This window comes from Pseudomonas sp. NPDC090755 (assembly GCF_044769005.1).
Lineage (GTDB): Bacteria > Pseudomonadota > Gammaproteobacteria > Pseudomonadales > Pseudomonadaceae > Aquipseudomonas.
Genome location: NZ_JBIVXC010000003.1, coordinates 314,843 through 336,079, shown reverse-complemented (window position 1 = coordinate 336,079; position 21,237 = coordinate 314,843). Strand labels below are relative to the sequence as shown.

22 protein-coding genes are annotated in these 21,237 nt (G+C 62.8%); 10 read left to right on the top strand and 12 right to left on the bottom strand.

Features of this window, described 5'->3' with window-relative positions; all coding sequences use genetic code 11:
* Positions 1-218: 218 nt before the first annotated feature.
* Positions 219-1,418, bottom strand: coding sequence for a tyrosine--tRNA ligase (gene tyrS / locus ACIQUS_RS08430; RefSeq protein WP_403045389.1), 1,200 nt, complete (start codon positions 1,416-1,418; stop codon positions 219-221).
* 209 nt (positions 1,419-1,627) lie between these two features.
* On the opposite strand from tyrS, the gene ACIQUS_RS08425 reads away from it, so the two are divergent.
* Both ACIQUS_RS08425 and ACIQUS_RS08420 read left to right on the top strand, forming a co-directional pair.
* The gene (locus ACIQUS_RS08425) at positions 1,628-3,079 is read left to right on the top strand and encodes a peptidoglycan DD-metalloendopeptidase family protein (RefSeq protein ID WP_403045386.1); all 1,452 of its coding nucleotides are present in this window, start codon (positions 1,628-1,630) and stop codon (positions 3,077-3,079) included.
* Positions 3,080-3,082: 3 nt separating this feature from the next.
* Positions 3,083-4,174, top strand: a complete 1,092-nt coding sequence (locus ACIQUS_RS08420; RefSeq protein ID WP_403045383.1) for an anhydro-N-acetylmuramic acid kinase — start codon at positions 3,083-3,085, stop codon at positions 4,172-4,174.
* 60 nt (positions 4,175-4,234) lie between these two features.
* Here ACIQUS_RS08420 and erpA read toward each other — a convergent pair whose 3' ends face one another.
* Together erpA and argC are read right to left on the bottom strand one after the other, a co-directional pair.
* Entirely contained in the window at positions 4,235-4,585 is a 351-nt protein-coding gene (erpA, locus tag ACIQUS_RS08415; RefSeq protein ID WP_010221479.1) for an iron-sulfur cluster insertion protein ErpA, read from the bottom strand.
* Between the two features lie 159 nt (positions 4,586-4,744).
* Positions 4,745-5,779 (bottom strand): N-acetyl-gamma-glutamyl-phosphate reductase, encoded by a 1,035-nt coding sequence (gene argC / locus ACIQUS_RS08410; protein WP_285862885.1) that lies wholly within the window; start codon positions 5,777-5,779, stop codon positions 4,745-4,747.
* A 142-nt stretch (positions 5,780-5,921) separates the two neighbouring features.
* On the opposite strand from argC, the gene hemJ reads away from it, so the two are divergent.
* The 6 genes from hemJ to ACIQUS_RS08380 all read left to right on the top strand — a co-directional run bounded on the left by hemJ (position 5,922) and on the right by ACIQUS_RS08380 (position 10,330).
* Complete coding sequence (gene hemJ, locus ACIQUS_RS08405) at positions 5,922-6,347, top strand: protoporphyrinogen oxidase HemJ (RefSeq protein WP_285862884.1); 426 nt, start codon at positions 5,922-5,924, stop codon at positions 6,345-6,347.
* A 33-nt stretch (positions 6,348-6,380) separates the two neighbouring features.
* Entirely contained in the window at positions 6,381-7,337 is a 957-nt protein-coding gene (locus tag ACIQUS_RS08400) for an NAD(P)H-dependent flavin oxidoreductase (RefSeq protein ID WP_403045378.1), read from the top strand.
* A gap of 47 nt (positions 7,338-7,384) precedes the next feature.
* The gene (locus tag ACIQUS_RS08395) at positions 7,385-8,158 is read left to right on the top strand and encodes an SDR family NAD(P)-dependent oxidoreductase (protein WP_403045375.1); all 774 of its coding nucleotides are present in this window, start codon (positions 7,385-7,387) and stop codon (positions 8,156-8,158) included.
* Between the two features lie 71 nt (positions 8,159-8,229).
* Positions 8,230-8,568 carry a histidine triad nucleotide-binding protein gene (locus tag ACIQUS_RS08390; protein WP_403045373.1) on the top strand — a complete coding sequence of 113 codons (339 nt, stop codon included), beginning with the start codon at positions 8,230-8,232 and terminating at the stop codon, positions 8,566-8,568.
* A 65-nt stretch (positions 8,569-8,633) separates the two neighbouring features.
* Positions 8,634-9,281 carry a 2-polyprenyl-3-methyl-6-methoxy-1,4-benzoquinone monooxygenase gene (gene coq7 / locus ACIQUS_RS08385; protein WP_403045371.1) on the top strand — a complete coding sequence of 216 codons (648 nt, stop codon included), beginning with the start codon at positions 8,634-8,636 and terminating at the stop codon, positions 9,279-9,281.
* Between the two features lie 8 nt (positions 9,282-9,289).
* Positions 9,290-10,330, top strand: coding sequence for a DUF2157 domain-containing protein (locus ACIQUS_RS08380; RefSeq protein ID WP_403045368.1), 1,041 nt, complete (start codon positions 9,290-9,292; stop codon positions 10,328-10,330).
* Between the two features lie 49 nt (positions 10,331-10,379).
* On the opposite strand, the gene ACIQUS_RS08375 is transcribed toward ACIQUS_RS08380, so the two are convergent.
* Entirely contained in the window at positions 10,380-10,802 is a 423-nt protein-coding gene (locus ACIQUS_RS08375) for an OsmC family protein (protein WP_285862878.1), read from the bottom strand.
* Between the two features lie 191 nt (positions 10,803-10,993).
* On the opposite strand from ACIQUS_RS08375, the gene crp reads away from it, so the two are divergent.
* Positions 10,994-11,638, top strand: a complete 645-nt coding sequence (gene crp, locus ACIQUS_RS08370; RefSeq protein WP_403045366.1) for a cAMP-activated global transcriptional regulator CRP — start codon at positions 10,994-10,996, stop codon at positions 11,636-11,638.
* Here crp and ACIQUS_RS08365 read toward each other — a convergent pair.
* Genes ACIQUS_RS08365 through ACIQUS_RS08350 form a run of 4 tightly spaced genes read right to left on the bottom strand, consistent with a single transcriptional unit; the run spans position 11,635 to position 14,889 of the window.
* Positions 11,635-12,339: a biotin/lipoate A/B protein ligase family protein gene (locus ACIQUS_RS08365; protein WP_403045363.1), complete on the bottom strand. Its 705-nt coding sequence runs from the start codon at positions 12,337-12,339 to the stop codon at positions 11,635-11,637. The genes crp and ACIQUS_RS08365 overlap by 4 nt on opposite strands.
* Positions 12,340-12,391: 52 nt before the next feature.
* Positions 12,392-13,240, bottom strand: a complete 849-nt coding sequence (gene trpC, locus ACIQUS_RS08360) for an indole-3-glycerol phosphate synthase TrpC (protein ID WP_403045360.1) — start codon at positions 13,238-13,240, stop codon at positions 12,392-12,394.
* Complete coding sequence (gene trpD, locus ACIQUS_RS08355) at positions 13,237-14,286, bottom strand: anthranilate phosphoribosyltransferase (RefSeq protein WP_403045357.1); 1,050 nt, start codon at positions 14,284-14,286, stop codon at positions 13,237-13,239. Before trpD ends, trpC begins: the two co-directional genes overlap by 4 nt.
* 9 nt (positions 14,287-14,295) lie before the next feature.
* A complete protein-coding gene (locus ACIQUS_RS08350; RefSeq protein WP_403045354.1) occupies positions 14,296-14,889 on the bottom strand; it encodes an aminodeoxychorismate/anthranilate synthase component II in 594 nt (197 codons plus the stop codon).
* 387 nt (positions 14,890-15,276) lie between these two features.
* Here ACIQUS_RS08350 and estP point away from each other — a divergent pair, with 387 nt between their 5' ends.
* A complete protein-coding gene (estP, locus tag ACIQUS_RS08345) occupies positions 15,277-17,172 on the top strand; it encodes an esterase EstP (RefSeq protein ID WP_403045351.1) in 1,896 nt (631 codons plus the stop codon).
* Between the two features lie 48 nt (positions 17,173-17,220).
* On the opposite strand, the gene trpE is transcribed toward estP, so the two are convergent.
* The 4 genes from trpE to ACIQUS_RS08325 form a co-directional block, all read right to left on the bottom strand.
* A complete protein-coding gene (trpE, locus tag ACIQUS_RS08340) occupies positions 17,221-18,702 on the bottom strand; it encodes an anthranilate synthase component I (RefSeq protein WP_403045349.1) in 1,482 nt (493 codons plus the stop codon).
* A 69-nt stretch (positions 18,703-18,771) separates the two neighbouring features.
* The gene (locus tag ACIQUS_RS08335; RefSeq protein WP_403045345.1) at positions 18,772-19,590 is read right to left on the bottom strand and encodes a phosphoglycolate phosphatase; all 819 of its coding nucleotides are present in this window, start codon (positions 19,588-19,590) and stop codon (positions 18,772-18,774) included.
* A complete protein-coding gene (rpe, locus tag ACIQUS_RS08330; RefSeq protein ID WP_403045342.1) occupies positions 19,587-20,261 on the bottom strand; it encodes a ribulose-phosphate 3-epimerase in 675 nt (224 codons plus the stop codon). Before rpe ends, ACIQUS_RS08335 begins: the two co-directional genes overlap by 4 nt.
* A gap of 143 nt (positions 20,262-20,404) precedes the next feature.
* Positions 20,405-21,232: an ABC transporter permease gene (locus ACIQUS_RS08325; protein ID WP_403045340.1), complete on the bottom strand. Its 828-nt coding sequence runs from the start codon at positions 21,230-21,232 to the stop codon at positions 20,405-20,407.
* Positions 21,233-21,237 lie beyond the last annotated feature (5 nt).

Sequence of the window (21,237 nt, the reverse complement as noted above, 5' to 3'; positions counted from 1 at the left end):
GATCTTTCGATCGAAGCCCTTCCGGCACCACCTGAAACATTCAACTCGTTGATTCTCAAGGAGTTTTCCGTTTCGACTACGCCGGAAGTGGGGCGCATTATAAGGGGATTCGAAACCCCGTCAACCCTTAATTTCACGAAACGTTAATATCGCTGAAAAACAAAGCGGGGAGGCCTACCGGCCTCCCCGCTTCTATATATAGCTGCACCTACCGGCCATCACTCAGCCTTGAGGGTAACCCGCGCAAACGACTTCTTGCCCGCCTGGCACACATGGGTTGCCCCCAGCACAAACACGAAGTCACGCTCGACCACCGCACCATCAACCTTGACCGCACCACCACTGAGCAAGTCACGTGCCTGCGCCGAGTTCTTCACCAGGCCAGCACGATTCAACACGGCAGCAATCGGCAGGTCTTCCGCCGCAGTCACTTCGATCTCCGGCAGATCTTCCGGCAGCTCGCCTTCCTTCATACGGTTACCGGCAGCACGGTGCGCATTGGCCGCAGCCTCTTCACCATGGAAGCGCGCCACGATCTCTTCAGCCAGCTTGATCTTGATGTCGCGCGGGTTAGCACCGGCATCGACGTCAGCCCGGAACGCATCGATCTCTTCCATAGAGCGGAAGCTCAGCAGCTCGAAGTAACGCCACATCAGGGTGTCCGGGATCGACACCAGCTTGCTGTACATGACGCCCGGCGCTTCCTGGATACCGACATAGTTACCCAGCGACTTGGACATCTTCTTGATGCCATCCAGGCCTTCGAGCAGCGGCATGGTCACGATGTTCTGAGCTTCCTGGCCATAGGCACGCTGCAGCTCGCGCCCCATGAGCAGGTTGAACTTCTGGTCGGTACCGCCCAGCTCGACGTCGGCCTTGAGCGCCACCGAGTCATAACCCTGCACCAGCGGGTAGAGGAACTCGTGAATGGCGATCGGCTGGTTGGTGGTATAGCGCTTGTCGAAGTCGTCGCGCTCGAGCATGCGCGCCACGGTGTACTGCGAAGCCAGGCGAATGAAGTCGGCCGGGGTCAGCTTGTCCATCCAGGTGGAGTTGAACGCCACCTCGGTCTTGGCCGGATCAAGGATCTTGAACACCTGCTGCTTATAGGTCTCGGCGTTTTCCAGCACCTGCTCGCGGGTCAGCGGCGGACGCGTGGCACTCTTGCCGCTCGGGTCACCGATCATGCCGGTGAAGTCGCCGATCAGGAAGATCACCTGGTGCCCCAGGTCCTGGAACTGGCGCAGTTTGTTGATCAGGACGGTATGCCCCAGGTGCAGGTCGGGCGCCGTCGGGTCAAAACCCGCCTTGATCCGCAGCGGTTGCCCGCGCTTGAGCTTCTCGACCAGTTCGGACTCTACCAGTACCTCTTCCGCACCACGCTTGATCAGCGCTAGCTGCTCTTCAACCGACTTCATAACAGACCCGCAAGGCTCAGATTCAAAGGGCCCCAACCATACAAGATCAGCCATCAATTACAAGTTTTTGCCCGGGATGTGACCCCGAAGCCGACTGATGACGTCTGCGCGCTTGCGCTGAAAGGGATTTGGTTATATTTTATACAGTTATTTCATCTTCATCATGTCATTCATCTTTTCCATTTCATCTTTTTCAAGTCAGTTCATCTATGACCAACTCACCGCCTAAAGCGCCCCCGCTTTATCCGAAGAGCCATCTGTTGGCCGCCAGCGGCATCGCCGCCTTACTCAGCCTGGCCTTGCTGGTGTTTCCCTCCAGCGAGGTAGAAGCCAAGAAAACCACCCTGAACCTGGAGCTGGAGCTGGAGAGCCCTGCCGAGCAGCTCAAGCAGGAGCCGAGCGCGCCACTGGCCCAGAGCGCGGAAGCGACCAGCGACTCGCCGTTCGCCCAGATCGACAACAGTGCTGCTGCGACCGAGGAAACCGCCAAGGTCGAGCCCGCCCCTGCGCCACAGGCAGCCCCCGAACCCGCTGCAAAAGTTGCTGCCGCCAAGGAACCGAGCCACCGCGAAGTGACCGTCGGCCGTGGCGACACCCTGTCGACCCTGTTCGCCAAGGTCGGCCTGCCGTCTGCTGCCGTGCATGAAGTGCTGGCCAGCAACAAGCAGGCCAAGCAGTTCAGCCAGCTCAAGAGCGGTCAGGTGCTGCAGATCGAACTGGACAAGGACGGCCAGCTGGCCAGCCTGCACAGCAAGGTCAGCGACCTGGAAACCATCCGCCTGACCAAGAGCGCAAACGGTTACGCTTTCAACCGCGAGATCAGCAAACCGGTCATGCGCTCGGCCTACGCCCACGGCACCATCAAGAGCTCGCTGTCAGCGTCCGGCCAGCGTGCCGGCCTGCCCCACGGCCTGACCATGGATATGGCGAAGATCTTCGGCTACGACATCGACTTTGCCCAGGACATCCGCCCGGGCGACGAATTCGACGTGATCTACGAGCAAAAGGTCATGAATGGCAAGGTGGTCGGCACCGGCAACATCCTTTCCGCGCGTTTCACCAACCGCGGCAAGACCTTTACCGCCGTTCGCTACACCAACAAGCAGGGCAATACCAACTACTACACCGCTGACGGCAACAGCATGCGCAAGGCCTTCATCCGCACCCCGGTTGATTTCGCCCGCATCAGCTCGCGCTTCTCGGCCGGCCGCAAGCACCCGATCCTCAACAAGATCCGCGCCCACAAGGGCGTCGACTACGCCGCGCCCCGCGGCACGCCGATCAAGGCTGCCGGTGACGGCAAGGTACTGCTGGCCGGTCGTCGTGGCGGCTACGGCAACACCGTGATCATCCAGCACGGCAACCGTTACCAGACCCTCTACGGGCACATGCAGGGCTTCGCCAAGGGCGTGAAGACCGGCGGTACCGTCAAACAGGGCCAGGTCATTGGCTACATCGGCACCACCGGCCTGTCGACCGGCCCGCACCTGCACTACGAGTTCCAGGTAAACGGCGTGCACGTCGATCCCCTGGGCCAGAAGCTGCCGATGGCCGACCCGATCGCCAAGGCTGAACGCCAGCGCTTCCTGCAGCAAAGCCAGCCCCTGGTTGCCCGCATGAACCAGGAAAAAGCGACCATGGTCGCTTCCAACAAGCGCTAAGCGATGGCGCTCTATCTGGGTGTGATGTCCGGGACCAGCCTCGATGGCCTGGACATCGCCTTGATCGAACAGCAGCAGCGCACCCGGCTGCTCGCTACCCACTACATTCCCATGCCCGCCAGCCTGCGCCAGGACCTGCTGGACCTGTGCGCCAGCGGCCCCGACGAGATCGCCCGTGCGGCGCTTGCCGAGGCACAGTGGGTACGCCTGGCAGCCCAGGGCATCGAGCACCTGCTGGCTGCGCAAAACCTCAAACCCGCGGATATCTGCGCCATCGGCAGCCACGGCCAGACCATTCGCCACGAGCCTGCACGCGGCTTCACCGTGCAGATCGGCAACCCGGCCCTGCTTGCCGAGCTGACCGGCATTTGCGTGGTGAGTGATTTTCGCCGCCGCGATGTAGCGGCCGGCGGCCAGGGCGCACCCTTGGTTCCAGCCTTCCATGAGGCCCTGTTCGAGCATCAGGGCGAACGCCTGGCGGTGCTGAACGTCGGAGGTTTCAGCAACCTGAGCCTGATCGAGCAGGACAAGCCTGTCAGTGGCTTCGACTGCGGCCCTGGCAACGTCCTGCTGGACGCCTGGATACACGAGAAACAGGGCCAGGGCTATGACGCCAACGGCGCCTGGGCTGCCAGTGGCCAGATCAACTCCAGCCTGCTTGCCGCCCTGCTCAGCGACCCGTTCTTCGCCGGCACCGGCCCTAAAAGTACAGGCCGGGAGGTGTTCAACCTGCCATGGCTCAAGCATCACCTGGCAACACTGCCGCTGATTGCCGATGCCAACGTCCAGGCCACCCTGCTGGAGCTGACCGCTCACAGCATTGTCAGCTCGCTGCAAACCGCGCAGGTGGACACCCAGGCCCTGTTGGTGTGTGGCGGCGGCGCCCACAACGGCGCCCTGATGGCCCGCCTGGCCGCGCTGTTGCCCGCCGCCCGGGTGAGCAGCACTGCCGCCCTGGGCATCGATCCGGACTGGGTCGAGGCCATGGCCTTCGCCTGGCTTGCCCATTGCTGCCTGCAAGGCATCCCCGGCAATCGCCCCAGCGTCACCGGCGCCCGCGGCCTGCGCGTACTCGGCGCTATCTATCCAGCCTGACCCGCACATAGCAAAACGCCGCGCATGAGCGCGGCGTTTGCGGTGCAACCTGCCCTGCGATCAGATCGAGAACGAAGAACCGCAACCACAGGTCGTGGTGGCGTTCGGGTTCTTGATGACGAAACGCGAGCCTTCCAGGCCTTCCTGGTAATCCACTTCGGCTCCTGCCAGGTACTGGAAACTCATTGGATCGACGACCAGGGCCACGCCTTCACGCTCGACGATGGTGTCGTCTTCAGCGACGTCTTCATCGAACGTGAAACCGTATTGAAAACCCGAGCAACCGCCGCCGGTCACGAACACTCGCAACTTCAGGCGATCATTGCCTTCTTCATCGACCAGGGTCTTCACCTTGTGCGCTGCACCCTCAGTGAACTGCAATGCCACAGGGGTGAAGGATTCGACGCTCATGCTGACTATCTCCCGGCGCTATGCCGCCATAATGCGTGATGACGCGCATTATCCGCTTCCCCGAGAAAATCGGTCAACAATTGTGCGGCTTTCGTCTGGTTTGCCCCGCTAGAAACAACAAGGCCCGCACAAGGCGGGCCCGTTGGCAAGCGACTGCCCTTATGGCAGCAAGCCCGCATGGGACAGGCCCAGGCGCTCATCCAGGCCGAAGAGGATGTTGAGGTTCTGTACCGCCTGGCCCGACGCGCCTTTGACCAGGTTGTCGATCACCGACAACACCACCACCAGGTCACCACCCTGCGGCCGATGAACGGCAATGCGGCAGACGTTGGCGCCACGCACGCTGCGGGTCTCCGGATGGCTGCCGGCTGGCATTACGTCGACGAACGGCTCATCGGCATAACGTTTCTCGAACAGCGCCTGCAGGTCGACCGAGGTGTCGGCGACGGTGGCGTACAAGGTGGAGTGAATGCCACGGATCATCGGGGTCAGGTGCGGGACGAAGGTCAGGCCCACGTCGCCGCCCGCGGCCCGGCGCAGGCCCTGGGTGATTTCCGGCAGGTGGCGGTGACCCTTGACCGCGTAGGCTTTCATGCTTTCACCGGCCTCGCAGAACAGCGAACCGACGGAAGCACCGCGGCCGGCGCCACTGACCCCGGACTTGCAATCGGCGATCAGGCGCGAAGCATCGGCGATGCCGGCTTCGAGCAATGGCAGGAAGCCCAGCTGGGTCGCAGTCGGGTAGCAACCTGGCACAGCGATCAGGCGCGCCTGGCGGATCTGCTCGCGATTGACTTCAGGCAGGCCGTAGACCGCATCCTTGAGCAGTTCCGGCGCGCCATGGGGCTGGCCGTACCACTTGGCCCACTCATCGGCATCCTGCAGGCGGAAGTCAGCGGACAGGTCGATGACCTTGGTGCCGGCAGCCAGCAATTCGCCGGCCAGGGCATGGGCAACGCCGTGCGGAGTGGCAAAGAACACCACATCGCAGGCCGCCAGGGTTTTCACGTCCGGTACGCTGAACGCCAGGCCGTCGTAGTGGCCGCGCAGGTTCGGGTACATGTCGGCAACAGCCAGGCCCGCTTCGGATCGCGAGGTAATGACTGCAACCTCTGCCTGTGGATGCTGTGCCAACAGACGCAGCAGCTCGACCCCGGTATAACCCGTGCCGCCAACGATACCGACCTTGACCATAACGCGTGCCCCTTATCAACGAACCGACTGGAAAGCCCACGATGATAGGGGTCCTGCAACACGCTCACAACTGTTGAGATGGCCCGCCAGGCCCTCAGCCTCTACTATCTGACGACCGTGAACCCTGAAGGAACTCAACCCCATGCTTTACCTATGGATCAAAGCCCTGCACATCGTCAGCGTGGTCTGCTGGTTTGCCGGCCTGTTCTACCTGCCGCGACTGTTCGTCTACCACGCCCAGAGCCAGGACAGCATCAGCCAGGAACGCTTCGTGACCATGGAGCGCAAGCTCTACCGCGGCATCATGGGCCCGGCGATGATCGCCACCTTCATCTTCGGCATCTGGTTGCTGAGCCTGACCCCGGGCTTCCTGAGCCAGGGCTGGATGCACGCCAAGCTCACCCTGATCGTCCTGCTCACCGGCTATCACCATATGTGCGGCGCCCAACTCAAACGCTTCGCCCGCGGTGAAAACACCCGCAGCCATGTCTATTACCGCTGGTTCAATGAAGTCCCCGTGGTGATCCTGCTTGGCATCGTCATTCTGGTGGTGGTCAAACCGTTCTAATCTCAGTAATCACTCAGCCTCGGGAAGCCCGTCATGTCATTGCCTGCCCTGCTCGAACAACGCTTGCGTCTGCCGGTGGTTGCGGCGCCGATGTTTCTGATCTCCAACCCGCAACTGCTGCTGGCCTGCTGCGCCAATGGCGTGGTGGGCAGCTTCCCGGCGCTGAACCAGCGCGACAGTGCAGGCTTCAAGGCCTGGCTGGAGGAAGTCGAAGCGGGCCTTGCCGTGCTGGACAACCCCGCGCCTTACGCCGTCAACCTGATCGTCCACCAGAGCAACCCGCGCTTGCAGGCGGACCTGGCGATCTGTGTCGAGCACAAGGTACCGATCGTGATCACCAGCCTGGGCGCGGTGAAGGAGCTGGTCGACGCGGTGCACAGCTATGGCGGACTGGTGTTCCACGACGTCACCACCCGCCGGCACGCCGAGAAGGCTGCCCAAGCAGGCGTCGATGGCCTGATTGCGGTGGCCGCCGGGGCTGGCGGCCATGCTGGCACCTGGAGCCCGTTCGCCCTGGTCGCCGAGATCCGCCAGTTCTTCGACAAGACCCTGCTGCTGGCCGGCTGCCTGAACCGCGGTCATGAAATCCTCGCTGCACAGTTGCTCGGCGCCGACCTCGCCTACCTCGGCACACGCTTTATCGCCACCCACGAAAGCCGCGCGCCAGACGCCTACAAGGAAATGATGCTGGGCGCCCAGGCAGCCGATATCATCCACACCGCCGCAGTGTCCGGAGTGCCTGCCAGCTTCATGCGCCAGAGCCTGGAGAATGCCGGCTTCGACATGGCGGCCCTGCGCGGCAATGTCGAGACCAAACTCAAACCCATCGATGACGAGGCCAAGGCCTGGAAGACGGTCTGGTCCGCCGGGCAAGGCGTCGGCGCCATCGATGAGCTGTGCCCTGCCGCCGAACTCATCGCCCGCCTGGATGCCGAATACCGCCAGGCGCAAGCCGCTGCAGCATCCCTGGGCCAGCGCTGGCCCGGCTGATTCCTGTAAACTGGGCGCTTTGACCCTATCCCCCACTGGAGTACTGCATGACCCGTTACGCCATGATCACCGGTGCCTCCAGCGGTCTGGGCCTGGCGCTGGCCGAGGCCCTGGCGCGTCGGGGGCGCAACCTGATTCTGGTGGCGCGGCAGCGCGATCTGCTGGAACCCATTGCCATCGAGCTGACCCAGCGTTTTGGTGTCGAGGTACTGTTCCGCGCCTGCGACCTGGGCGAGCCGCTGCGCCTGTCGGGGTTCCTGCTGGAGCTGGAGGAAGGCGAGCGGCAGATCGATCTGCTGGTCAACTGCGCTGGCATTCGCTCCTACGGCCCGTTCCTGGCCCAGGAGTGGGCAGATGAACAGGACCTTATCGAAGTGAACATCCTCGCCCTGACCCGCCTCTGCCATGCGCTGGGCAATGCCATGGCGGTCCAGGGTGGCGGGCAGATCCTCAACGTCGCCTCGCTGGCCGCCTTCGCCCCCGGCCCCTGGATGGCCAGCTACGCCGCCAGCAAGGCCTACGTGCTGCACTTTTCCGAAGGCCTGCGCGAAGAACTCAAGCGTACCGGCATCAAGGTCTCGGTGCTGTGCCCGGGCCCGGTGCGCTCCCCCTTGCGGCGCATTCCCCGCCTGGACAAGGGCAAGCGCAGCCTCAGCCCCGAGGAAGTGGCGCTGTACACCGTCCGCGCCCTGGACAAGAACCGCGCGCTGATCATTCCCGGGCGACGCAACCGCTGGCTGGCCTTCAGCCCCCGGCTGCTTTCGCGCTGGCTGGCGCGCAAACTGGCCGGCGCCATCAACCAGGCCTATTGCCCGCGCTGAACGTGCAGGGCTGGGCGTCAGCCCCCAGCCTGAGTACACTCAGGCCCGATCACTCTCATGGAGCAACCGTAGTGGAAACTCTGTTCACCAAGATCATCAACCGGGAGATCCCGGCCAAGATCATCTACGAGGACGACCAGGTTCTGGCCTTCCACGATATCGCCCCGCAGGCACCCGTGCATTTTCTGGTCGTCCCGAAGAAGCCGATCCGCACCCTCAACGACCTGACCGAAGAGGACAAGGGACTGGCCGGCCACATCCTGTTCACCGCCCAACGCCTGGCGAAAGAACTGGGCTGTGAAGAAGGTTTCCGCGTGGTCATGAACTGCAACGAACTGGGTGGCCAGACGGTCTACCACATCCACATGCACGTGCTGGGTCAGCGCCAGATGCACTGGCCGCCGGGCTGATCCAGGGCAAGCCCGATCATCTCGATTGCGGTAAACTGTCGGGCACATTCTTGCGGAGGTGCCCGATGGCTACCGAACGTCACTATTCGCCGCTCGACCGCTTGTTGCTGCAGGCCGATACCGCCATGCGCACCTTGCTGCCCTTCAGCGGCCAACCTTCCCGCCCCTCCCCGGCGGTCATCCAGCCGGACGCAGACCTGGACGACACCCAGACCCGCCACGTGGCCGGGCTGATGCGCATCAACCACACAGGTGAAGTCTGCGCCCAGGCGCTGTACCAGGGCCAGGCACTGACGGCCAAGCTTCCGCAGGTGCGCAAGGCCATGGAGCACGCCGCCGAAGAAGAAATCGACCACCTGGCCTGGTGCGAGCAGCGTATCCGCCAGCTCGGCAGCCACCCCAGCGTACTCAACCCTTTGTTCTATGGCATGTCGTTCGGCATCGGCGCCCTGGCCGGCCTGGTCAGCGACAAGGTCAGCCTGGGCTTCGTCGCCGCCACCGAACATCAGGTGTGCAAGCACCTGGACGAGCACCTGGAGCAGATTCCGAGCGAGGATGAAAAGTCCCGGGCCATTCTCGAGCAAATGCGCATCGACGAAGAACAACACGCCGAATCGGCCCTCGAGGCTGGCGGCTTTCGCTTCCCGGCCCCGGTGCGCTTTGGCATGAGCCTGATGGCCAAGGTCATGACCAAGAGCACCTATCGCATCTAGGACACGCCATGACGGAACGCTTCGATGCCAAGGACCTGGCCCGCGCTGTCAGCGCCGGCGTTCTCAACCCCGGCCAGGACCAGGCCCTGCTTGAATTCCTCAAGCGCCAGCCAACCACGCAGGCCAGCTTCCAGCTGGCCCATGTAGCTTTCTACTTCGGTGCCCTGCTGATCATGGGCGCCATGGGCTGGCTGCTCAGTGAAGCCTGGATGCGCATTGGCGACAGCGCATTGCTGCTGGTCGCCCTGGCCTACATCGGCGGCCTGACCCTGGCCGGGCTGTTGATGCAGCGCCGTGGTCAGAGCATCCCTGCCGGCGTGCTCGGCGCGGTTGCAGTCAGCATCGTGCCGCTGGCGGTGTTCGCCGTGGAGCGCCTGACCGGCTTCTGGCCACTGGACGACAGCCAGAGCAACTATCACAACTACTACACCTACGTGCAGGGCGGCTGGCTGCTGATGGAAGCGGCAACGGTGCTCGCCGGCCTGCTGATGCTGCGCCTGATTCCCTTCCCGTTCATCGTGATGCCGATTGCCGTGGCGCTTTGGTTCATGTCCATGGACCTGAGCGAGTGGGTCTACGGCGACGTCTTCGACTGGGAACAACGGCGTACGGTCTCGTTGTGGTTCGGCCTGGCCTTGCTCGTGGCTTTCCTGGTGATCGATGGCCGCACCCGCCAGGATTATGCCTTCTGGGGCTACCTGGCCGGACTGCTGGCGTTCTGGCTGGGACTGACCCTGATGGACAGCGGCAGTGAACTGGGCAAGGCACTGTACTGCCTGGTCAACCTTGGCCTGATGGGGCTTGCGGTGCTGCTACGCAGGCCGGTCTTCATGGTCTTTGGCGCCATGGGCGTGGCCGCGTACCTGGGTTACCTGTCGTACGAAGTGTTTGCCGAGTCCTTGCTGTTCCCGCTGGTACTGACCCTGATCGGCCTGGGGGTCATCGGCCTTGGCCTGCTCTACCAGAAGCATCGCGAACGCTTGAGTGCACGCCTGAGGGCACAACTTCCCGCCGGCCTGCTGCAGCTGCTGCCGGGATTGCGTCGCTGACAGCTCGACAGGACAAAACAAAAGGGCCCTTGATGGGCCCTTTGTTCAATCAACCAAGCTCGACAATCTCGTAACTGTGGGTGATTTCAACCCCCGCCCGCCCGAGCATGATCGAGGCCGAGCAGTACTTCTCTGCCGACAGCTCGACTGCACGCTTGACCTGGGCCTCTTTCAGGCCACGGCCCTTGACCACGAAGTTCAGGTGGATCTTGGTAAACACCTTGGGATCTTCAGTGGCACGCTCGGCTTCCAGAAAGGCCTCGCAGCTTTCTACTGCCTGACGGGACTTCTTCAGGATGCTGACCACATCGAAGTTGCTGCAGCCACCCAGGCCCAGCAGGAGCATTTCCATGGGCCGCACACCCAGGTTACGCCCACCGGCATCGGGAGGACCGTCCATGACCACGACATGGCCGCTGCCTGATTCGCCCAGAAACATGGCTTCACCTGCCCACTGGATACGCGCCTTCATCACCCGGACTCCACTTGCTTGAAAAAAGGCTGCCAGCTTAGACCCAGACGGCCCCGTGGAAAAGCTCAAGCGTGCGAGTAAATCTGCCGATACAACGACAAGTGTCTGATAAGCTGACGCCAAATCACTGGCGCCTGGCGCCAGGCACTCTATAAAAGTGATGAAGCGTCGCCTCTTACCGGGATTCAGCCATGGTTGCATCAGCTCTATCAGCCAAGATCAAAAACATCGACAAGCTGCTCGCTCATTGCCAGCGGCGTCGGTATGCCGCCAAGAGCAATATCATCTGCGCCGGCGACAAGGCCGATACCCTGTCGTTCATCGTCAAGGGCTCGGTCACCATCCTGATCGAGGACGATGATGGCCATGAGATGATCATTGCCTACCTCAATAGCGGTGATTTCTTCGGCGAGCTGGGCCTGTTCGAACCCTCAGGGCAGGAGCAGACGCGCAGCGCCTGGGTGCGGGCCAAGAGCGAGTGTGAAGTGGCGGAAATCAGCTACGACAAATTCCGCGAACTGGCGCGCCAGGACCCGGATATTCTCTACGCCCTGGGCAGCCAGATGGCCCAGCGCCTGCGCAACACTACGCGCAAGGTCGGTGACCTGGCCTTCTTCGATGTCACTGGCCGTGTCGCCCGTTGCCTGTTGGAGCTGTGCAAGCAACCCGACGCCATGACTCATCCCGACGGCATGCAGATCAAGATCACCCGCCAGGAAATCGGCCGTATCGTTGGCTGCTCCCGGGAAATGGTCGGCCGCGTGCTCAAGGATCTTGAAGAACGCAGCCTGGTTCACGTCAAAGGCAAGACCATGGTGGTCTTCGGCACCCGCTAGTCCCGGGCGATGCCCTCGATCACCTGAGCGTAGGCGCTGCCGAGGCGCTCGAGCAACGGCGCGTGTGGAACCACTTCATGCAAGGCGATGTGACTGTCGGCCAGGCAGCGTTGCTCCAGTTCGCAACATTCGTTGAAGCGGTTGACCGCGGCCACCATCGACTCGCGCTCGTTATCCAGCAGCAAGGCACCATGCACCAGCACCACCGGACGCTTGCCTCCCAGCCCCTGGCGCCAGCGCTGGGCCGTGCCCACCAGCTTGCGACCGTTGAGGTTGACGTTGTAGCGACCATCGCAGAACGCCCCTTCGATCTCCCCGACCGAAGCCAGCCCACCCCATTCGCGCAACACATCGCACAACGGCAGGCACAGGCGCTCATAGGCGTTCTCGATCCGACCGTGATCGCCCTCGCTGCGCGGCGCCACGTAGACCAGGGCGATATTGATCACCGCAGGCGACTGCGGCACCGGCTCACCACCGGTTTCGCGCAACAGCACCGGCCAGCCACCGATCGCAAGCTCGGCGCAGGCAGCCTCGAAGCCCTCCAGGCGGCTCATGCGCCGCGGCATGACCAGGGCGCGATCGGTAGGCCGCCAGAACAACAGGCCATGGTCCTTTTCACCTTTGCACACCGCCGCCAGCAGATCCTGTTCGGCATGCAGCCCGGCCTCGACAGTCACATCCAGTATTTGATCAGTCATCACAGCAACCTTGTAGATACAAAAAAGCCGGCAATGCCGGCTTCAATATGAGTCACTCCGGATCTTGTTCCGGGTTAGGTACCTGGTGTTGTACCGGACGCTCAGGGAAGAACAGGCGCTGCAGCTCCACACCCGGATTCTGGGCGCGCATGAACGCTTCGCCCACCAGGAACGAGTAGACCTCGTTGATTTCCATCAGCTCGACGTCGGCCCGGGTGAGGATGCCGCTCTCGGTGATGGCCAGGCGATCACGGGGGATGCGTGGCAGCAGATCGAGGGTGGTTTCCAGGCTGACGTCGAAGGTATGCAGGTTGCGGTTGTTGACGCCGACCAGCGGGGTGTCGAGGGTCTTCAGGGCACGTTCCAGCTCATCGCCGTCATGCACCTCGACCAGCACGTCCAGGCCGACGCTTTTGGCCGTGGCGGCAAGCTCTGCCATCTTCACATCGTCCAGCGCGGCAACGATCAGCAGCACACAGTCGGCACCCAGGGCGCGGGCTTCGACGATCTGGTAAGGATCGATCATGAAGTCCTTGCGGATCACCGGCAGCGTGCAGGCTGCACGCGCTTGTTGCAGGTAAATGTCGGCACCCTGGAAGTAGTCGACGTCGGTCAGCACCGACAGGCAGGTGGCACCGCCCTTTTCGTAGCTGACGGCAATCTCGGCCGGCACGAAGTGCTCGCGGATCACGCCCTTGCTCGGCGAGGCCTTCTTGATCTCGGCAATCACTGCCGGCTGCTTGCGCTTGGCCTGCTCGATCAGCGCGTTGGCAAATCCACGAGGTGCATCGGCCGATCCAGCCAGTTGTTCAAGCTCTGCCAGGCTGACCCGGGCACTGCGCTCGGCCACTTCCTGGACTTTGCGCGCGAGGATGTTCTCCAGAACCGTCGGCACACTCATGCTTCATTCTCCACCTTGAATACTGCGGTAAAGGCGCCCAGCTCCTGCAGCTTCTCCCAGGCAAGCCCGGTGTGCAGAACGTCGTGGGCCAGCTCTACACCGGCTTTGAGGCTCATCGCGTGATCGGCGGCATAGAGCGCCGCACCAGCGTTGAGTACGATCATTTCGGCGGCCTTCTGGCCGTTCTCGGTCTTGCGGCGGCCCAGCGCATCGCGAATGAGCTCCAGCGACGCTTGCGGACCTTCTACTGCCAGGCCGTGCAGGCTCTGGCTCTTCATGCCGAGGTCTTCCGGCTCGACCCAGTACTCGGTGATCTGGTCATTCTTCAGTTCGGCGACGAAGGTCGGTGCAGCCAGGCTGAACTCGTCCAGGCCATCCTTGGAATGCACCACCAGCACATGCTTGCTGCCCAGGCGCTGCAGCACTTCGGCCAGTGGGCGGCACAGGGCCTGGGTGAAGACCCCGACCACCTGGTGCTTCACGCCGGCCGGATTCGTAAGCGGACCGAGCATGTTGAACAAGGTGCGCAGACCCAGCTCGCGACGCGGGCCAGCAGCGAACTTCATGGCCTTGTGATGGGTCTGGGCGAACATGAAACCGATACCGAGGCTATCAATGCAGCGAGCAACCTGCACGGGGGTCAGGTTCAGGTAGATGCCGGCGGCCTCCAGCAGATCCGCGCTGCCGCTCTTGCCGGAAACAGCACGGTTACCGTGCTTGGCCACCGTGCAGCCTGCCGCCGCCAGGACGAAAGCCGAGGCGGTGGACACGTTGAAGATGTTGGCGCCATCGCCACCGGTGCCGACGATGTCGACCACGCCGTCGAGGGACTGCAGCTCGACCTTGTCAGCCAGCTCGCGCATGACGGACACCGCGCCGACGATTTCGTCGATGCTCTCGCTCTTCATGCGCATGCCCATCAGGAAGGCCCCGATCTGCGCTTCAGTGCATTGGCCGGTCATGATCTCGCGCATGACATCGCGCATTTCTTCGGTGCTCAGGTCCAGGTGGCCGACGATGCGGCTGAGCGCGCTCTTGATATCCATGATCGATCCTTAGCGGCGGCCGCCGGTCTGCTTGAGGAAGTTGGCGAACAGTTCGTGGCCCTGCTCGGTGAGGATCGACTCGGGGTGGAATTGCACCCCTTCGATATTCAAGGTCTTGTGGCGCAGGCCCATGATCTCGTCCACCGAGCCGTCTTCGAGGGCGGTCCAGGCGGTCAGCTCCAGGCAGTCGGGCAAGGTTTCGCGCTTGACCACCAGCGAGTGGTAGCGGGTCACGGTCAGCGGATTGTTGAGGCCGGCGAATACGCCCTGGTCCTTGTGGAACACCGGGCTGGTCTTGCCGTGCATCACCTGGCGGGCACGCACCACATCGCCACCGAACGCCTGGCCGATGGACTGGTGGCCCAGGCAGACGCCCAGGATGGGCAGCTTGCCGGCGAAATGCAGGATGGCCTCCAGCGACACACCGGCTTCGGTCGGGGTGCATGGGCCCGGGGAGACGACGATGCGCTCGGGGTTCAGGGCTTCGATCTGGGCGATGGTCAGTTCGTCATTGCGAATGACCTTGACCTCTGCACCCAACTCGCCGAGGTACTGCACGACGTTGTAGGTGAAGGAATCGTAATTGTCGATCATCAGTAACATCTGGGTTCAACCTCTTGCATCGACTGACTTTGATGACATGCCTTGCGTGCGAAGGACGCACGCGAACCGCTCTGTGTGCGACGGCGCAGTGACAGCGACAGCGGTTTTGAAAAGACAAAGTGGTACTGGGCCGGGAGATCCGGCAGGAGATAAAGTCAGGCGCGCCAACGCCAACGGGCGTGGGCCTTGATAACGCGCATCAAGAGTTTGCTGACGATCAACACGGGGTAGGTCTCGTTCATACGTTCCCGCACAGTAGCCTACCGCAGCGGTACACGCAATATGGCCGCAAACATGGAGAAACGAATGGCAGGGAAAACGATGCCCCCTGATTTGCTAAGGTCGTAAGGGCGAGTTCTATAAAAATAATGAAAAGGGACGCCTTCAATGCAAAAACCGCCATTTTTCCGTTCGTTACTCAGCATATTGCTCCTGACCGGCAGCCAGGCCATCGCGGCACCATCCCCCTATTCGACCCTTATCGTCTTCGGCGACAGCCTCAGTGATGCAGGACAATTCCCCGACCCCGGTGGCAATGGCCTGCGCTTTACCAACCGCGATGCAAATGGCCAGTACGCCGCCGTATCCCCGATGCTGCTCGGCGCCCACCTGGGAATCGCACCCGGCGAGCTGGGCCCCTCCACCTCTCCGGTGAACGCAGCCCTGGGCCGCCCCGACGGCAACAACTGGGCGGTAGGTGGATATCGCACCGACCAGATCCTCGACTCGATCACCGGCACCTCCGACGTGGTGATATCCCCGGGTAATCCCGGCGCCGGAACCGTGCTGCGCGAACGCCCCGGCTACCTGGCCGGAGGCTTGCGTGCCGATCCCAATGCCCTTTACTACCTGACCGGTGGCGGCAACGACTTTCTCCAGGGGCAAATCACCAGCCCGGCAACGGCTGCGGCGGCGGCCAATCGCCTGGCCGCCAGCGCCCAGGTCCTGCAGCAGGCGGGGGCGAACTACATCATGGTCTGGCTGCTGCCCGACCTGGGCCTGACCCCGGCTATCAACGGCACGCCCCAGCAAGGCGCGGCCTCGCAACTGAGCAGCCTGTTCAACCAGCAGCTGATCGGCCAACTGGCGCACATCGACGCACAGGTCATTCCCCTGAACGTCCCCCTGCTGCTCCAGGAAAGCCTGGCCAACCCGGAACAGTTCGGCCTGGCCAGCGGGCAGAACCTGGTGGGCACCTGCTTCAGCGGCAATGGCTGCCGGGAAAACCCGTTGTATGGCATCAACAGCGCCACCCCCGACCCGAGCAAACTGCTGTTCAACGACGGGGTTCACCCCACCAGCGCAGGCCAGGATCTGATCGCGGACTACGCTTTTTCGATTCTCTCGGCCCCGTGGGAGCTGACGTTACTTCCGGAAATGGCCCACGCTAGCCTGCGTGCCCACCAGGACGAGCTACGCAACCAGTGGCAAGGCCAGTGGCAGCCGGTCGGCCAGTGGCAGGCTATTGTTGCAGCCGGCGGACAAGACCTGGATATCGACAGCCAGCGCAGTTCGGCCAGTGCCGACGGCCAAGGCTACAACCTCACCCTGGGCGGCAGCTATCGCCTGGATGACGCCTGGCGCCTGGGTGTCGCGGCCGGTGCCTACCAGCAGAAACTTGAAGCAGGCGAGCAGGACTCCGACTACAAGCTCGACAGCTACCTGGCGACCGCCTTCGTCCAGTTCCAGCAGAACCACTGGTGGGCCGACGCCGCCCTGACCGGCGGCCACCTGGATTACAGCGACCTGAAGCGGACCTTCGCCCTGGGCATCAACGATCGCAGCGAAAAAGGCGATACCAACGGCGAACTCTGGGCCTTTGCCACACGTCTGGGTTATGACCTGGCCGCCCCTGGCAGCGAGTGGAGCATGTCACCCTTTGTCAGCGCCGACTATGCACGGGTTGAGGTCGATGCCTATTCAGAAAAAGGCACCCGCGCCACCGCGCTGAGCTTCGACGACCAGGACCGCGAGTCGCGACGCCTGGGTGTCGGGTTGCAAGGCAAGTACCAGGCGGCGCCGGGAACACTGCTGTTTGCCGAGGCTGCTCACGAGCACGAGTTCGAGGACGATCGCCAGGACCTGGGCATTCACCTCAACAGCGTGCCGGGCAATGACTTCACCCTGACCGGTTACACCCCCCAGAGCAACATGGACCGGGCAACGCTCGGTATCAGCCAGGCCCTGGCGCCGGGGCTTGCTCTACGAGGCAGCTACAACTGGCGCAAGAGCGATGAGCTGACCCAGCAGGGGATCGACCTGGCTGTAAGCCTGGATTTCTGATCCCCGAAAAAAAACGGCGCCCACCTGGAGCGCCGTTTTTTATCACCGTCAGCTGCGTGGCGTCTGTTCCGCCAGTGCCACCGCACGGAACATGGCCCGGCGCTTGTTGATGGTTTCTTCCCACTCCAGGGCCGGCACCGAGTCGGCAACGATACCGCCGCCCGCCTGCACATGCAGCTCACCGTCCTTGATCACCGCGGTACGAATGGCAATTGCGGTGTCCATGTTGCCGTTCCAGGCAAAGTAACCGACGGCCCCGCCATAGACCCCGCGCTTGACCGGCTCCAGCTCGTCGATGATTTCCATGGCGCGGATCTTCGGTGCCCCGGACAAGGTCCCGGCCGGCAGGATGGCGCGCAACGCGTCCATGGCACTGAGCCCCTGCTTCAGTTCGCCAGTGACGTTGGAGACGATGTGCATGACATTGGAATAACGCTCGATCACCATTTTCTCGGTGACTTTGACCGAGCCGGTCTCCGACACCCGACCGGTGTCGTTGCGGCCCAGGTCGATCAGCATCAGGTGCTCGGCGATTTCCTTGTCATCCGACAGCAGGTCTTCCTCAAGCGCCCGGTCGGCCTCCTCGGTGGCACCCCGTGGCCGGGTGCCGGCGATTGGCCGGACGGTGACCAGGTTGTCTTCGACGCGCACCAGCACTTCCGGCGAGCTGCCGACCACATGGAAGTCGCCGAAGTTGAAGAAGTACATGTACGGTGTCGGGTTGAAGCAGCGCAGCGCCCGGTACAGGTCGATGGGCGCGGCCTTGAAGTCGATGGACATGCGCTGCGACGGCACCACCTGCATGCAGTCCCCGGCCAGGATGTATTCCTTGATGGTATCGACCGCCCGCTCGTAGTCGCTCTGGGTGAAGCTGGAACGGAAGGCCGGCTCGGCAGCGGGCGGGCCGCCCAGCTCCAGGCCACGGCGCGGAGTGATCGGCTGGCGCAGTTGCTCCAGCAACGCTTCCAGGCGCGCCAGACCCTTTTCGTAAGCTTGCTCCTGAGCGGGGTCGACCAGCACGATTGCGTGCATCTTGCCCGCCAGGTTGTCGAACACCACCACGGCATCGGACACCATCAGCAGGATGTCCGGAACCCCCAATGGATCGGGGTTCGGGCACTTGCCCAGGCGCCGCTCGACATAACGCACGCAGTCATAGCCGAAGTAACCGACCAGTCCACCGTTGAAACGCGGCAGGCCGGCGATGGTCGGCACCTTGTAGCGATCCTTGAAGCCTTCGACGAAAGCCAGCGGGTCTTCGACTTCGTGGGTTTCGATCTCTTCGCCGTCGTGGCTGATCCGCACCTGGTGGTCGTGCACCCGCATCACGGTGCGGCACGGCAGGCCGATGATCGAGTAACGCCCCCACTTCTCGCCGCCCTGCACCGATTCGAGCAGGTAGGAGTTGGGCTGGTCAGCCAGTTTCAGGTAGATCGACAGCGGCGTATCGAAGTCGGCCAGGGTTTCGCAGGCCAGGGGAATGCGGTTGTAGCCGGCAGCGGCCAGGCGCAGGAATTCTTCGCGGGTCATGATAGCCTCGTGGCAAGCAGCAATGGGGTCAGGCAGGCAAACGGGCCGGCAACGGCCGGCAGACGAACGTCAGGCGCGCCAACGCCAGCGGGCCAGGGCCTTGATGACTTTCATCCAGAGTTTGCCGGATACCGCCACGATGGAATCTCGATCTGAGGGGGGATTGACGTCCGACAACGTTATCCCAGTGGCTGGATCTAAGCAACCTGGCAACAGTGCACGCAGGTCGTCGATCACCAGGCACGGCGCTTCCTCACTGATCGGCCGCCCGTGGTTGTAGCCATAGGTGAGGCCCACACACTTGACCCCGGCGGCCTTGGCTGCCAGCACATCACTGCGCGAGTCGCCAACGAACAGGGCCTGTTCGGCCGGCACGCCGGTCATTTTCATCACGAACAGCAGGGCTGCCGGATCGGGCTTTTTCTGCGGCAAGGTGTCGCCGCCGATGATCCAGCGAAAGTAACGACCGATCTTCATCTGGTCGAGCAAAGGGCCAACGAAGCGTTCCGGCTTGTTGGTGATCAGGGCCATTTCCACGCCCTGCTTGTGCAGCCACTTGAGGGTGTCGCGCACACCGGGGTAGACCACGGTCAGTTCATGGCTGTCGGCATAGGCCTGCATGAACAGCTCAAGGCCTTTTTCCGCTTCGTCGTCATCGACCAAGGCATGATCCAGGCCACCGGCCAGGGCCCGGCGCACCAGCACCGGAGCCCCATTGCCAACCCAGTGGCGTACCGCATCAAGGCCTGCGGGCTTGCGCCCCATTTCGAGCAGCATGCGATCCACCGCCGCCGCCAGGTCAGGTACCGAGTCGATCAGGGTACCGTCCAGATCGAACATCACCAGCCTGGGCAATGCGTCGGGGAACAGCTGCTCGAAGCCACTCATGGGCGGGCCAGGGCCAGTTCGGCATGCATCTTGGCGATGACTTCCTGGTAGTCCGGGGCGTTGAAGATCGCCGAACCTGCAACGAAAGTGTCAGCACCGGCCGCGGCGATTTCACGGATGTTGTTCACATTCACGCCGCCGTCGATTTCCAGGCGGATATCGCGACCGCTGGCATCGATCAGCGCACGGGCTTCACGCAGCTTGTCGAGGGTGGCAGGGATGAACTTCTGGCCACCAAAACCCGGGTTGACGCTCATCAACAGGATCATGTCGACCTTGTCCATCACGTACTTGAGGGTGTCGAGCGGGGTGGCCGGGTTGAACACCAGGCCGGCCTTGCAGCCACCGTCGCGAATCAACTGGAGCGAACGATCGATGTGCAGGCTGGCTTCCGGGTGGAAGGTGATGTAGCTGGCGCCGGCTTCGATGAAGTCGCCGATGATGCGATCGACCGGGCTGACCATCAGGTGCACGTCGATCGGCGCAGTGATGCCGTACTTGCGCAGCGCGGTGCAGACCATCGGACCGATGGTCAGGTTTGGCACGTAGTGGTTGTCCATCACGTCGAAGTGGACGATGTCGGCACCAGCGGCCAGCACGTTATCGACTTCCTCGCCCAGGCGGGCGAAATCGGCAGAAAGAATGGAGGGGGCAATAGCGTAGGGCTGCATGGCGCACCTTAGGGCAAAATCACGGTGGCGCGCATTGTACCTCAGGGAACCGGCCAAGAGCTGACCGGTATCAAACAGTCCGACCATCGCGGGGCAAGCCCGCTCCTACGCACCTGTAGGAGCGGGCTTGCCCCGCGATACAGTCAGCCCGGCTGCTGGGTGCGCAGCTTCTCGCTGCGTCCGCGCAGCCATTCCAGGGTCAGCAACAGCAGCACCGAGAAGGCAATCAGCAAGGTTGCCGCGGCGGCGATGGTCGGGCTGAGGTTTTCGCGGATGCCGCTGAACATCTGCCGTGGCAGTGTCGCCTGCTCGGGGCCGGCGAGGAACAGGGTCACCACCACTTCGTCGAACGAGGTGGCAAAGGCGAACAGGGCGCCGGAAATCACCCCGGGGGCAATCAGCGGCAAGGTCACCCGACGGAAGGTCGTCAGCGGCGAGGCGCCGAGGCTGGCTGCAGCACGCACCAGGTTGTAGTTGAAGCCCTGCAACGTCGCCGACACGGTGATGATGACGAACGGCACACCCAGCACGGCATGGACCAGGATCAGCGAGATGAAGCTGTTACCCATGCCCAGCGGGGCGAAGAACAGATAGCTGGCAACACCGATGATCACCACTGGCACCACCATGGGCGAAATCACCAGGGCCATGATCAGCGACTTGCCGGGGAAGTCGCCCCGGGTCAGGCCGATCGAGGCCAGGGTGCCGAAGACCATCGCCAGCACCGTGGCCGCCGGGGCGACGATGATGCTGTTCTTCAGGGCCCGCATCCACTCGGCCGAGGCGAAGAAGTCGTGGTACCACTGCAGGGAGAAGCCCTGCAGCGGGTACACCAGGAAGCTGCCGGAGTTGAACGACAACGGAATGATCACCAGCACCGGCAGTACCAGGAACAACAGGATCAGCCCGCAAAGGATGCGCAAGCTGTAGAACCAGACCCGCTCGACGGGCGACATGTAGGGGCTCAGCATGACAA